11 protein-coding genes are annotated in these 13,174 nt (G+C 61.9%); 7 read left to right on the forward strand and 4 right to left on the reverse strand.

The features are described 5' to 3' along the window. The first annotated feature begins 323 nt into the window (after window positions 1-323). The 6 genes from C5B90_RS12460 to C5B90_RS12485 all read left to right on the forward strand — a co-directional run bounded on the left by C5B90_RS12460 (window position 324) and on the right by C5B90_RS12485 (window position 6,554). Window positions 324-1,922: an ABC transporter substrate-binding protein gene (locus C5B90_RS12460; RefSeq protein WP_115881875.1), complete on the forward strand. Its 1,599-nt coding sequence runs from the start codon at window positions 324-326 to the stop codon at window positions 1,920-1,922. A 21-nt stretch (window positions 1,923-1,943) separates the two neighbouring features. Next, window positions 1,944-2,948, forward strand: a complete 1,005-nt coding sequence (locus C5B90_RS12465; protein ID WP_115881877.1) for an ABC transporter permease — start codon at window positions 1,944-1,946, stop codon at window positions 2,946-2,948. After that, on the forward strand, window positions 2,935-3,996 hold the full coding sequence (locus tag C5B90_RS12470; protein WP_115881879.1) for an ABC transporter permease: 1,062 nt from the start codon (window positions 2,935-2,937) through the stop codon (window positions 3,994-3,996). The genes C5B90_RS12465 and C5B90_RS12470 overlap by 14 nt, the downstream gene beginning before the upstream one ends. Before the next feature lie 42 nt (window positions 3,997-4,038). Then, entirely contained in the window at window positions 4,039-5,085 is a 1,047-nt protein-coding gene (locus C5B90_RS12475) for an ABC transporter ATP-binding protein (protein ID WP_115882528.1), read from the forward strand. Then, window positions 5,082-6,188: an oligopeptide/dipeptide ABC transporter ATP-binding protein gene (locus C5B90_RS12480; protein WP_115881881.1), complete on the forward strand. Its 1,107-nt coding sequence runs from the start codon at window positions 5,082-5,084 to the stop codon at window positions 6,186-6,188. Before C5B90_RS12475 ends, C5B90_RS12480 begins: the two co-directional genes overlap by 4 nt. A 132-nt stretch (window positions 6,189-6,320) precedes the next feature. Then, a complete protein-coding gene (locus tag C5B90_RS12485) occupies window positions 6,321-6,554 on the forward strand; it encodes a hypothetical protein (RefSeq protein WP_115881883.1) in 234 nt (77 codons plus the stop codon). Between the two features lie 685 nt (window positions 6,555-7,239). Here C5B90_RS12485 and C5B90_RS12490 read toward each other — a convergent pair. Next, a complete protein-coding gene (locus C5B90_RS12490) occupies window positions 7,240-8,109 on the reverse strand; it encodes a class 1 fructose-bisphosphatase (RefSeq protein WP_115881885.1) in 870 nt (289 codons plus the stop codon). Between the two features lie 411 nt (window positions 8,110-8,520). Here C5B90_RS12490 and C5B90_RS21045 point away from each other — a divergent pair, with 411 nt between their 5' ends. After that, entirely contained in the window at window positions 8,521-8,721 is a 201-nt protein-coding gene (locus C5B90_RS21045; protein ID WP_115881887.1) for a hypothetical protein, read from the forward strand. 506 nt (window positions 8,722-9,227) lie between these two features. Here the strand turns inward: C5B90_RS21045 and C5B90_RS12505 are convergent. From C5B90_RS12505 to glpK, 3 genes are read right to left on the reverse strand one after another with little or no spacing between them, the layout of a single operon-like run. Next, on the reverse strand, window positions 9,228-10,394 hold the full coding sequence (locus C5B90_RS12505) for a Cdc6/Cdc18 family protein (RefSeq protein ID WP_115881891.1): 1,167 nt from the start codon (window positions 10,392-10,394) through the stop codon (window positions 9,228-9,230). 47 nt (window positions 10,395-10,441) lie between these two features. Beyond that, complete coding sequence (locus C5B90_RS12510) at window positions 10,442-11,521, reverse strand: hypothetical protein (RefSeq protein ID WP_115881892.1); 1,080 nt, start codon at window positions 11,519-11,521, stop codon at window positions 10,442-10,444. Window position 11,522: 1 nt separating this feature from the next. Continuing rightward, a complete protein-coding gene (glpK, locus tag C5B90_RS12515; RefSeq protein WP_115881894.1) occupies window positions 11,523-13,073 on the reverse strand; it encodes a glycerol kinase GlpK in 1,551 nt (516 codons plus the stop codon). Window positions 13,074-13,174: the final 101 nt, after the last annotated feature.

The raw sequence follows: 13,174 nt of genomic DNA on the forward strand, positions 1-13,174 counted from the left end.
ACGTGTTCGGGCGGCGCTCTCGGGAGCGTTACGACAACGAACTACCGCATCTAACCAAATATTTATTAACAATGGCTATGGTTTGTTATCAGTACGCCATGTCAGACAGTACTGACCGCTTTAGCGACTTGATCAGCCGGCGCACTTTCGTCGAACTAACCGGGACAACCGGAATCGCAGCCCTTGCGGGGTGTAGCGGGACTTCCACCGGAGGGGGAACGACTGACGACGGTGGGTCGAACGGGGACACGACCGGGTCCAACGGAGACGAGACTGGTGGTGACGATTCCGAGTCGAGTGGGACGTCTGTCCTCGACAAGAAGATGGTCGGTGCCACGAACAACGGCGTCCCGACGAACCTTCACCTGAACCCGGAAGCGACACAGAACTACGACCCGCGAGCAGGGAACTTCGTCTTCGAACGGTTCGCAGCCTACAACTTTTCGACCGGTGAGTTCGAGTTAGCCGCGCTCGAAGCGTGGTCCATCGAGGGGAAGACGGTGACGCTCACGCTCCGAGACGACCTGTCGTGGGATACCGGAGAAGACGTGACCGCGCGCGACGTTCTGACGCAGTTCCGCCTGATGAAGAAGATGAACACGTCGCTTTGGGACTTCACCGAGAGCGTCGAGCAGGGTGAAGACGACAAGACCGTCGTTCTCAACCTCAAACGACCGTCCAACCCGGAGGTCATCAAACACACGCTCGCCAACGGGTCACTCCGACTGTTCGCGTACCATCCGACCTTCGAACAGTTCCTCGACAAAGAAGCCGAGGAGCTCCAGCAGTTCAAATACGAAGGAGACGTGGTCGCGAGCGGCCCCTTCTCGGTCGCGTCGAAGTCGAAGCAGTCGTGGGAACTCACGAGGAATCCCGAATACTACGGGGCAGACAACATCAACTTCGCCGGCATCTCGCTTCTCTCGCGGGCAGACAACACCGCACTCCAACAGGGTCTGATGGGCCGCGAACTCGACTTCGTCACGAGCCTCTTCGCGCCGCCGAAGATCGTCGGCAACTTCCCCGACTCCGTCGAAGAAGTCACCATCTCCGCGAAATGGGGGTACGGCGTCTTGTTCAATCACGACGACCCCGACTTCGGTAAGCGAAACGTCCGGCAGGCGGTCGCTCACGTCATCAACCGCCAGCAGGTCGTTGATAACGCAGGGCCGCGAACGAAAGCGCCCGCACCGAAGGTTACGGGTATCGCCCCGGACGACCAGGAATCGTGGCTCGGTGACGCGTACGACTCCTTCGAGGGGTACGGCATGGCGGTGTCGCAGACGGACAAAGCCGCTGCGCTCCTCCGCGAGGCTGGCTACTCGAAGGAAGACGGCACGTGGACGCACAGCAGCGGTCGAACTCTCGGTGGGACGTACTACACCCCCGCTGGCTGGACGGACTGGACCACGGCGACGAACACTGTCGTCGACCAGTTGAACGCGTTCGGTTTCGACTTCGAAATCAGCCAGAAGCCGACGGGGGATTTCTTCGGCGGCTACACCGAGTCCAACTTCAAGATCGGCGCGTTCTACTGGATGCCCGGTGGCGCCCGGTCGTCGTTCCCGTACTTCCCGCTCCGCTGGCAGCTCACTAACCCGGACATCGACGGCGGCCACAACTTCCCGGAGGGCGAACAGACCGTCCCCGGGATGGACGGCGGCGAGATGACTATCGACCCACTGTCGGTGGCACAGGAGATTTCGACCACGCAGGACCGAGCCACGACGGAGGAACTCATCAAGCGCGTCGCGTGGCACCACAACCAGAACCTTCCAATACTGGGGCTGGTCGCGAAGCTCGAACAGTCGTGGCTCACCACCGACGAGTGGGACATCCCGGCAGAAGGGAGCGACGACCGAGCGATCAAGTGGCCAAGCGAGTGGCTCCCACGCCAGGGACAGCTCATGGCCGAGCGATAATCGAAGTGGAGCAACGTAACCATGAGTAACTACTACGTCCGTCGGACGGCCAGGGTGTTCGCGACTATCTTCGCGGTCGCGACGCTCACGTTCGGGCTGATTCGCCTCCTTCCGGGCGGCCCCTTCACGCAGTTGCGCGCGCAACTGCTTCGCCAGGGTGTTCCGGCATCGGAGGTCGACGCCCGGATTTCGAATCTCCAGAACATCAACCCCAACGCGCCGCTCTGGCGGCAGTACCTGGATTACATGGGTGCCGTCGCGCAGGGGAACTTCGGCGAGTCAATCTCGCTGGGCGAACCGGTGGCACAGGTCATCGCCGAAGCGGTGCCGTGGACGGTGTTCGTCGTCTTGGTGTCGACGATTCTCATGTTCGCCGTCGGTATCTTCCTCGGGTCGTTACAGGCCTACTGGGAAGGATCGCGGTTCGACAAAGCGTTCAGTGGCCTCTCGATCGGCCTCATGTCCGTCCCCTTCTACGTCGTCGCCGTCATCTCACTGTACGTCTTCGCGTACCAGTGGGGATGGTTGCCGACGGCGGGAACAGTCGGGACCAACGTCGAGAAAGAACTGAGCGTCCCGTTCGTGCTCAGCGCACTCGAACACAGTCTCTTGCCCATCTTCTCGTACACGCTGGGTGGGATTGGCGGGCAGGCGTTGGCCATGCGCGGGAACAGTATCCAGGTGCTCGGTAACGACTACGTCCGGGTCGCGAGGCTCCGCGGACTCGCCGACCGCCGTATCGCGACTCGGTACGTCGCGAGAAACGCCATCCTTCCGATGTACACCGGGTTCTTGCTGCTCCTCGGGTTCCGCTTGTCGGGGACCGTCATTCTGGAGCAGATATTCTCGTACACCGGCCTCGGCTACTACATGTTTGCCGCGCTGAAGGCGAACGACTACCCGCTCATGATGGCAACGTTCCTCGTCATCACCGTCGCGCTCATCGTCGGCGTCTACATCGCCGACCTGACCTACAGCAAGATCGACCCACGAATCAGTGCCGGAGGTTCTGATGAAGCGTACTGAGAGAGCGGAATCCAGCGCAGCGGAGTCCAGCGCAGTCGCGACGGACGGTGCCGGTGTCGACTGGCGAGGGTCGGCCTCGTCGTCGGTGACGGTGACGCGCGAGGAGCGACTTCGAGAGTTCTACGAGGAAAACATCTTGAAACCGATGCTCGTCGCGTGGTCGGACAGCAGAACCCGACTCGGACTGCTCATCATCGGGTTCTACGTGTCGTTGGCGCTCGTGGCCGTCTTCGGTCTCTGGCGAGAGCCCTCGACGAGTCAGGCCCCGCGGTACCTAACGCTGTTCGAGAACATGCAGTACCCGCTCGGGACGACTGCGTCGGGGACGGACCTCGCCGCACTCATCATTCACTCGACCCCAGACATCTTGCTGATGGTCACCTCGGGAGGACTCTGGGCGACCGGTATCGCTGTCCTCGTCGGGACCGTCGCTGGGTACAAGGGTGGTTCTGTCGGACGCGTGTTGATGTCGGTGTCGGACTTCGTCATGGCCATCCCCGGGCTTCCACTGGTGATGATCCTCGCGATTACGTTCAATCCCAAGAACCCGATCCTACTCGGAATCGTCATCAACATCAACTACTGGGCTGGCCTCGGCCGGTCGATCCACTCACAGGTGCTGACGATTCGAGAGAACAACTACGTCGAAGCCTCCCGGACGATGGGCGTGAGTACGCCGCGAATCATCCTGAAGGACGTGATTCCGAACATCATGCCGTACGTGACGGTCAACTTCGTGTTCGCCGCCCGGTACGTCGTGTTCGCATCGATTGGACTGTTCTTCCTCGGCGTGTTGCCGTACTCCGACCAGAACTGGGGCGTCACCCTGAACTTCGCGTACAATGGTGGTGCCCTGTTCTCTTGGAGTGCCGCACACTGGCTTCTCGTCCCGATGGCCGCGATTATCGGCCTCTCGGTCGGCCTCATCCTCCTCGGACAGGGGATGGACCGCGTGTTCAACCCGCGCGTTCGCACTCGGCTGACGGGGGAGTCTGAGTCGACTGCTTCGGCCGACGAGAAAGACACCGGCATGACGGAGGGACTGTAGATGACTGCCAAACAGCGCGAAACGACGACCTCTACGACAGCTATGACGACAGACGACCCAATCATCGAGATCAACAACGCGGCCGTCACGTACGACGGCGGCGAGACGTTCGTGTTGGACCACGTGAGCATGTCTATCGAACGCGGCGAGATTCTCGGCATCGTGGGCGAGAGCGGAAGCGGCAAGTCGATGTTCGCCGATTCGATGCTGGATGCCATCCCCGACCCCGGACGACTGTCCGGTGAGATACTCTACCACCGCGACGATGGGACCACAGTCGACGTACTCGAACTCTCCGACGATGAACTTCGAGAGTTTCGGTGGGAGGAGGTGTCGATGGTCTTCCAGGGCGCGATGAGTTCGTTCAACCCGACGATGAAGATCGGCGGACATTTCAGAGAGACGCTGAAGGCCCACGACGCCGACGTTACGTCGGGAATGGAGTTCGCCCGTGAACTCCTCTCAGACCTGTACCTCGACGCGGACCGTGTGCTGACGTCGTACCCACACGAACTCTCCGGCGGGATGCAACAGCGGGCACTCATCGCCCTGTCGCTCATCCTCGAACCCGAGGTGCTGGTGATGGACGAACCGACCGCCGCACTCGACCTCCTGATGCAGCGTTCTATCCTGACGCTCCTCGAGGACCTACAGGAGAAGTACGACCTGACGATGGTGTTCATCACGCACGACCTGCCGCTGGTCGCCGAACTCGCCGACCGGATGGCCGTCATGTACGCCTTCCAACTCATCGAGGTCGGCGACCGTGAGCAACTCATCGCGAATAGTGGGCACCCATACACGCGGGCGTTGCTCAATGCGACGCCCGACATCGAAGCACCGCTCGGAGAGATGCGACCAATCGAGGGACAGAGTCCAGCGCCCATCAACGTTCCACAGGGGTGTTCGTTCGCACCGCGATGTCCACTCGCCACCGAAGAGTGCCGAGTTGAAGACCCGGCGTCCACGCAACTCGACGACGGCCACGCCGTTGCCTGTCACTACGCGGAAGACGCACGAGACGAGATTGCGCTGCACTTCGACCGTTCCGAGGAGTCGGTTCCGGTCTCGGGAGGTGGTGGGTCGTGAGTCGTGCCGGCGAATCGTCGACTGAGGTCGACCAACGCGACGAGCCACTCATCTCACTCGAAAACGTCGAAGTCCACTTCGAAAAAGACCAAGGGCTGTTCGACCTCTTCGAGGACCCGGACGTGGTCAAAGCAGTCGATGGCGTCTCGCTCGACATCGAGGAGAACGACGTCCTCGCACTCGTTGGGGAAAGCGGGTGTGGAAAGACCACACTCGGGAAGACGACCATCGGACTCCAGCGACCGACGGGCGGGACGGTGACCTACAAAGGACAGGACATCTGGGCCGCGAAAGACGGCACTGGAGAGATACCGTTCGACGAGATTCGGTCGTCACTCCAGATCATCCATCAGGACCCCGGGAGTTCGCTCAACCCAAACCGGCGGATTCTGAGCATCCTCGCAGAGCCGATCAAGCTCACTCACCCGGATGTCGGGACCAGCGAACGCCGCGAGCGGATTCACGCGCTTCTCGAACGCGTCGGTATGAACCCCGCAGCGGACTTCGCGGACCGATATCCACACCAGCTCAGCGGCGGGGAAAAACAGCGCGTGGCGCTCTGTCGCGCCCTTTTGATGAATCCCGACGTCATCCTCGCAGACGAGGCGATAAGCGCACTCGACGTCTCCTTACGGGTCGAAATGATGGACCTGATGCTCGATTTGCAGTCGGAGTTCGACACCTCGTTCGTGTTCGTCTCACACGACCTCTCGAACGCACGGTACTTCGCAGAACACGGGGACGGGCGAATCGGGGTGATGTATCTCGGGAATCTGGTCGAGGTCGGCCCAGCAGACCAACTCATCGGCGACCCCAGTCACCCGTACACGAACGTCCTCCGCTGGGCGACGCCGAACTTGTCCCGACAGTCGGGTGAGGCTGGTGAGCCGCCGATGCGGAAGATAGACATCCCAGACCCAGTCAACCCACCGAGTGGGTGCCGGTTCCACACGCGCTGTCCCGAAGCCCGTGAGGCATGTCGGGAGGAGTTCCCACAACTCCAACAGTCAGGCGAGGCCGCTGGCCATCGCGTCGCCTGCTTCAGAGACGACCCGAACCACACCTATTGGGATAGCGACCCGCTGTCGGAGGAGGGTGACTGATGTGAATGGGCGGTTGTCGCTTCCGCGTCACCCGTTGGCAACCGGTGCGAGCCCTCCCTCCCATCTCGACTCGAACCTGATCGATATCGGTCGAATCGAGAGCTTGATAATCAGTGCCAGCCATGACACAATATGGCACGATTAGAGACAGTTGTCGACGTTATCTGCGACCAGCGTGACCGGTTCCCACTGTTCGTCGCAATCGGCATCGTGATGGGGCTCCTCCTCGGGTTTTCGCTGTTGTATCTGGAACCGGGAACTGCCGCGTACGCGATCGCGCTCGTCGACATCGGTCTCGTCGCGGTTACGGTGGTCGGATTCGGCTGCGGCTTTTGGCTCTGTACGAAGCGGTCCGTAGAGGAGTGACACAGTACTGGTGACAGCGCTGAAAATCGGTGGGGAACAGCTAGTCTCACGAGAAGCGTAGCAACTGCGTGACGCCCAACCACTTCTATGTAATAATATAAGAAATCAAGTCATATAGAAATTGCGTCAGATTATTCATATTCATCACTGCTCTGTCAACAGGCATGACTCGCCTGGGATAGCAGCGAGGTGGCCAATAAACTCGTCAACTATGCTTGGATTTGACGAGTCAATATTGGATGTGTTTTGCAATTATGCGGAGCCAGTCACTTCTTGATTCCAACCTGTCCGGACACCAAAAAACCGTTGTGGGTACACTACCCGCTCCGAAAGTATCGAATTATCACTATAATAGCGTCTCCCTCGCCGTCGACCACCAGTATCGGTCTCGATCCCGAGTTCGTACCCCCTCGAGTGAAAGCCACACAACTTCCAACAGTGATTGACTATTTGAGCAATATTATAAATCTTAAACTGTCTCGACGGTTGGCTGTCGAGGTCAGTCGAAGACGTTGTGTTCTAGAGAGTGAAGTTCACAAACAAAATCTGAATTAAATACTAATAAATTTGTTATTCCCTCGCGTTCGGAACGGGCGTGTCACTCAGACGACAACGAACGAGTTGCTCGGTTCAGTGGGCTATCCTCGTATCGGAACGCGACTCCATCACCGCCTGGGTTGGACCGTCAGCCCAGTCGCGCTTCCAGCGACTCGACGAGCGAGTCGTTGCCGACGTAGACCGGGACGCGGTCGTGGATGCCGTCGGGCGTTCCCGAAAGGAGCGACTGCTCGCCATCGGACGACCGCCCGCCGGCGCACTCGATGATGTAGCCGATGGGGAAGCCCTCGAACTGCTGTCGAAGTTTCCCGCTCGGCGCGTCAGTCTGGGCGGGGTACGCGAAGATGCCGCCGTAGTGGAGAATCTGGTTCACGTCGCCGATCATCGACCCGCCGTAGCGGAGTTTCATTCCCTCGGTGCGTTCGGTCTCGCGGGCGAACGTCTCGAACTCGTCGAACCAGTGGTTGGCCCGGCCGCCGAAACTGAAGATGGCGGGGTCGTCGGGGAGCGTCAACTCCTCGCGGAGCGGGCGCTTGATACCCGATTCGAGGATGTACTCGCTGACGACGCCGTCGCGGGCGGCCACGAGCGTCGTCACCGGACCGTAGAGGATGTAGCCCGCGGCGAGCAGGTTCTCGCCGCCCGTGGGGAGCGGTTCGTCGTAGATGCTGTAGAGCGTCCCCATGACGTTGTTCGGTTTCAGGTTCGTCGACCCGTCGAGCGGGTCGAGCGCGACGGACACGCCCTCGCCGATGTCGATGACCTCGGCGCGCTCCTCGCTGGCGTACTGGCCGACGCCGTCGAGGGGACGGAGTCGCTTCAACAGCAGTTCGTCGGCGTAGGTGTCGGCTTCCAACTGGCGCTCGCCGCTCGGGTTCGTGCCCTCCTCGTAGACGCGTCGACCGGGCAGTCCCGCTCGAATCGACGGCGCGGCCGCACAGAGCGTCTCGACGACGGCGTCGACCACGTCGTCCTCCCGACTCGATGGGTCTGTCATGCGTTCGATACACCCTGCGGAGTCGGGGCTGCGCCGAGGCGATTCGACGGGACGCCGACGGGCGGCGCGCGGACGGGCGTCGGGGTGGTCGTCATCACCTACAGATACCGTGGACGGAGTATAGTTCTGTCCCCGCGCGTAAGCGTTGCACCGCGCCGACGACGGAGTAGGCGGCAGGTTTTCGACTCGGGCGCTGTTGAAGTCCTCCGCTGGGGGAGGTTGGACTCGTGCTGAATACAGCGTGTGAGTCGGGTATCGGTTCAGCACTCGATGTGGGACAGAGCAAATCGCTACGTACACCCTCTATATTCAGCATACCTCACTACTCAATCCTTAATCATTTCAACAAGTCCAGAATCTCACAATCGGATATGCGAAAAACCAAACATCGCTTCCCTGTACCATCAGTTAATGGGCGAGTCAAAAGACGCGGACACGAGGCCAAAAATATCAGTTGCAGTTGTAGATAAGACGCACGCGAACGAGATCCCGGACAATATTGACTCTGAACTATATACGACAACAAGGCCTGAGTCATCGTTGGTTGAGTTTGCGGCTGACCCTGATGGGGAACTAGCAGAGGCACTCAGGCGAAACGGATTCGACGTCTGAGTTAATCCACTCGCACGCGCTACTGAACGGTTGGTTCAGCGTCGATACGATGGAATGAAGGCTCCGTGAGAGATTACACCCTCTGTCTGTTGCACACTCCTTCTGACAGAACTTGACCGGTCATCGGTTGAAACTGGCAGCGTAGTAGTGCACCAGCGCCGGGTCAAGGAACATCAGGCACTCGTTAGAGAGAACAGATAGAGAAACATCATAATCGAACTTCCAAACGTCAATGCCCCGTACAGCGGCAGAGACTTCCACGACGAGGTTCGGCTAAACCAATTCGACACGAGAGTTCCGACTGCTGACAGTCCCAGAAGGCCATACACGATTGGCATTCCTTCCATCGAGAGATAGCCACCAATAACCTCCACAGCGATCGTTGTAGAAAGGAGTCCACAACAGACAGCGAGGATGCCAGCGGTGGCCCGTCGCGTAATCGTCAATCCCATACGAAGTTGTGACAATTTTCTATAATAAATTTGTTGTCGCTCAGTGGAACCAGATTACCGAGCGGCGAATAAGCGTTCGAACACGACCGTCGGGAACTGCGGTTCGAGTCGGCTCGGCGGCCGCCCCTTCCGGTCGACGCGCTCCGCCGTGACCCGGCGGGTGATGCCGTCTTCGGCGAGTTCGTAGAGGATTCGCTTGACCGTCGCCGCCGAGAGGTCGACCGAGTTGGCGATGTGCTGGCTCGTCGCCTGCACCGACTCCTGTTGGTCGGGTCGTAACGTGAGGAGTTCGTGGAGCACCTGCTGGCGGTTCTCCGGAAGCGCGAACACGCGGCCGAGCGAGACACAGGGCTGCGGGACCGCGGCGATTCCCGCGGCGGTGTCGGCGGCGGTGATGCTCTGATGTCTGTTCCGGGCCGCCTCGTCGGCCGCGCCGAACAGCGCCGCGAGCGCGTCGTGGGCGTCGCCGTCGGCCCACTCGGCGATGTCACGAGCCAGTCGGTGGTCGAGCGTTCGCTGAGACCCCGCGGCCGACGCCCGGGTCATCAGCACGTCGATGAGCACCTGACTCTGGTACGGCTCGAACTCGATCTCGCTGGCCGTGTAGTCGGTCAGCACCGTCTCGTCGGGCGACGAGCGCCCGATGGCTAACCAACTGACTTTGCTCGGAAGCCCGGCACAGAGGTCGACGAACGTCTCGCCGTCGAGCGTCCCCGGCTCTTCGAGGTGGTCGACGGCGACGATAGCGCCCGTCTTCGGACCGTCGAGCGTCGCTTTGAGCCGCGACTGGAGCGCCTCCGTCTTGATGCCCTGCTTCGGCACCGACTCGTCGACGAGCGCATCGAGCACGGCGTGGTAGAACGCGAACGCGCTCGACGTCTCGCGCGCGTCGACGTAGACGAACCGCGGCGCGAACGTCGCCTGCACGCGGGTCGTCGTGTGGATGGCGGCGTTGTTGACGCTCGACACGCGGACGAGGCGGTCGAAAAGCGCCGTCACGACCGCCGACTTCCCCGACCCTTTGGGGCCGTAGACGTAGGCGTTCGGCGGGAGGTGACCGTCGAACACCGGGTCGAGGTAGTCGAGCAGTCGCTCCAACACCGGTCCGCAGTTCACCGGGTCGTCGATGTGTGCGACCGGCGAGAGCGAATCGTAGTCGACGAGGAGGCGAGGCTCACCGTCACGGCGCTGCCGACGTTTGATCCTCGCTTCGATGTCCATGTCGTGGATGATAGTTCCGAAATGGGAGGTATATCAGTTCTGACTGCTCACGGCAGCGGCACCGCGCCGGCCGTGGTGAACACGCCGGCGATAGCGAGCAGGCCGAGGACGAACGTGGTCGTCACGATGGAGGCCGCGGGCGGGTCGAAGTGGGTGCTGCCGTGCGCGTAGAAGACGCGCTCGTACACCTCGCCGAGGACGCCGCCGAGGACGCCGAAGCCCGCGCCGAGGACGAGCGCGACGGGGACGCTCGCGCCGTCGAGCATGGCCATGCTGGCGATGAACGTCGCCGGCAGACTCATGTGGTGGGTGACGGGTATCTTCTCGACGCCGAGGTTCAAGAACAGCAGGCTCGTCGCGGAGATACCGAACGGGATGAACAGGCTCCCCGTGCGTGCGAAGATGTACGCGCTGAGGATGCCGACGGCCATCCCGACGGCGGCGACGCCGCTCCACTTGTACTGGTGCGGGAGCCACGGCTCGACCGCGAGGCGGTACGAACCGCCGGTGGCGGTCCCGCCGTCGGTCATCGCCTCGCGCTTTTTGCCCGTCTCGAACGGCGACACGTCGAGGAAACCCTTGCCGCGGGGGGTTCCGACGAGTTCGTAGCCGAAGACGGCGCGGGCGAGCAGCGCGGTCAGGACGACGCCGACCGCCGGCGGGTCGAGCGGGAGTGCGAGCCCAGCAGAGGTCTGGCGAACCGCCATCCCGATGACGCCGAAGACGCCGCCCACCGCGAGGATGTCCGGCCGGGTGCCGAGCGCGTACGCGATGTCCTTCGCAGGGTGGTAGTCGCCGTCGGCGGGCGCGGGCATACCGTCGTTCTTCGCGGCGTAGGCCGCGGCGGCGACGCCGCCCGCGAAGGCGACGTGGGGGCCGAAGACGGGGCCGAACGCCAGCGGGCCGACGATGCCGGCACCGTAGCCGCCCGCGGCGTCGGCGACGAGGCCACCGCCCCCGACGAACTCCGTGGAGACGACGTTGCCGGCCTCGCCGACGAGCACCATGATACCGGTGAAGATGAACGCCGGCAGCGCCCCGAGGGACGCGCCGAACATCCCGCCCGCGAACGAGGCGATGACGAGCACGAGGATGTCGATGGCTTCGAGGCCGAACACGATGGCCATCTCACTCGTCCCCCTCGGCTTCGTCTTCGCGCGCCCAGTCGAGCGAGCGGTCGACCGCGTCGTGCCAGCGGTCGTACATCTTGTCGACGCGCTCGGTGTCGGCTTCGGGCGAGAACTCTCGGTCGACCTGCCAGTTGTCGCGGAGTTCGTCGACGGTGTCCCAGTAGCCGACGGCGAGGCCGGCGGCGTACGCCGACCCGAGGGCGGTCGTCTCGTCGACCTCCGGCCGGGCGATGTCCGTCTGGATGATGTCGGACTGGAGCTGACAGAGGAAGTTGTTCTTGACCGCGCCGCCGTCGACGCGGAGCGCGTTCAGTTCGACGCCGGAGTCCGCCTCCATCGCCTCGGCCACGTCGCGGGTCTGGTAGGCGATGGATTCGAGCGTCGCACGGACGAGATGCTCTTTTCGCGTGCCGCGGGTCATGCCGACGATGGTGCCGCGGGCGCGACCGTCCCAGTGGGGCGCACCGAGGCCCGTGAACGCCGGGACCATGTAGACGCCGTCGGTGGATTTAACCGAACGCGCCAGCTCAGCGGTCTGGGCGGCGTTGTTGATGAGGTCGACGTCTTCGAGCCACTCGATGGCCGCGCCCGTGATGAAGATAGAGCCTTCGAGGGCGTACTGGACGGGCTCGCCGGAGAGTTGGAACCCGATGGTCGTCAGGAGGCCGTGGTCGGACGAGACCGCCTCGGTCCCGGTGTTCATGAGGTAGAACGAGCCGGTGCCGTAGGTGTTCTTCGCGTCGCCCTCGTCGAAGCAGGTCTGGCCGAACAACGCTGCCTGCTGGTCGCCGAGCGCGCCCGCGACGGGTATCGAAGCACCGAGGAAGCCGTCGGCGTCCGTGTGGCCGTAGAGGTTCTCGTCCGAGGACGGCCGGACCTCCGGGACCATCTCTTTGGGTACGTCGAACTCGGCGAGGAGGTCGTCGTCCCAGTCGAGCGCCTCGATGTCGTAGAGCATCGTCCGCGAGGCGTTCGATACGTCAGTGATGTGGTTGCCCGTCAGGTTGTAGATGAGCCACGCGTCGATGGTGCCCATCAGGAGTTCGCCCTCCTCGGCCCGACTGCGGAGGTCGTCGCCGCGCGAACTCTGGAGCTTCAGCGGCTCCGCGTTGTCGAGAATCCACTCGACTTTCGTCGCCGAGAAGTAGGCGTCCGCTTCGAGGCCGGTCTTCTCGCGAATCCACTCGACTTTGTCTTCGGCCTGGAGCTCCTCGACGCGGTCGGTCGTCCGACGGTCCTGCCAGACGAGCGCGTTGTGGACCGGCTTGCCCGTCTCGCGGTCCCAGACGATGGTCGTCTCGCGCTGGTTCGTGATGCCGAGCGCTTCGAGTTGCGCCGCGTCGAGGCCGGCGTCGGCCAACCCGTCCGTGATGACCTGTTTCGTGTTCTCCCAGATTTCGAGGGGGTCGTGTTCGACCCAGCCCGGATTCGGGTAAATCTGCTCGTGTTTCTCGTAGGCGTTGCCGACGACCTGCCCGCTGTGATCGAAGATCATGAAGCGCGTTCCGGTCGTCCCCTGGTCGATCGAACCGACGTATGTGTCTGTCATGTGTGTTCCGTGCCCTGCCCAATTTGTTATTTCTGGTGTGGGCTTACCAGTAAACAATATATTGAATCGTTATAAATATACCTCTCAGACTGATTTTCGTC

The sequence above is a fragment of the Haloferax sp. Atlit-12N genome, assembly GCF_003383095.1.
GTDB lineage: Archaea > Halobacteriota > Halobacteria > Halobacteriales > Haloferacaceae > Haloferax.

Bases quoted from the DNA above. Each gene is read 5' to 3' on its own strand.
- C5B90_RS12460 (WP_115881875.1), top strand. From the start codon at position 324: ATGGTCGGTGCCACGAACAACGGCGTCCCGACGAACCTTCACCTGAAC.
- C5B90_RS12465 (WP_115881877.1), top strand. From the start codon at position 1,944: ATGAGTAACTACTACGTCCGTCGGACGGCCAGGGTGTTCGCGACTATC.
- C5B90_RS12470 (WP_115881879.1), top strand. From the start codon at position 2,935: ATGAAGCGTACTGAGAGAGCGGAATCCAGCGCAGCGGAGTCCAGCGCA.
- C5B90_RS12475 (WP_115882528.1), top strand. From the start codon at position 4,039: ATGACGACAGACGACCCAATCATCGAGATCAACAACGCGGCCGTCACG.
- C5B90_RS12485 (WP_115881883.1), top strand. From the start codon at position 6,321: ATGGCACGATTAGAGACAGTTGTCGACGTTATCTGCGACCAGCGTGAC.
- C5B90_RS12490 (WP_115881885.1), bottom strand. From the start codon at position 8,109: ATGACAGACCCATCGAGTCGGGAGGACGACGTGGTCGACGCCGTCGTC.
- C5B90_RS21045 (WP_115881887.1), top strand. From the start codon at position 8,521: ATGGGCGAGTCAAAAGACGCGGACACGAGGCCAAAAATATCAGTTGCA.
- C5B90_RS12505 (WP_115881891.1), bottom strand. From the start codon at position 10,394: ATGGACATCGAAGCGAGGATCAAACGTCGGCAGCGCCGTGACGGTGAG.
- C5B90_RS12510 (WP_115881892.1), bottom strand. From the start codon at position 11,521: ATGGCCATCGTGTTCGGCCTCGAAGCCATCGACATCCTCGTGCTCGTC.
- glpK (WP_115881894.1), bottom strand. From the start codon at position 13,073: ATGACAGACACATACGTCGGTTCGATCGACCAGGGGACGACCGGAACG.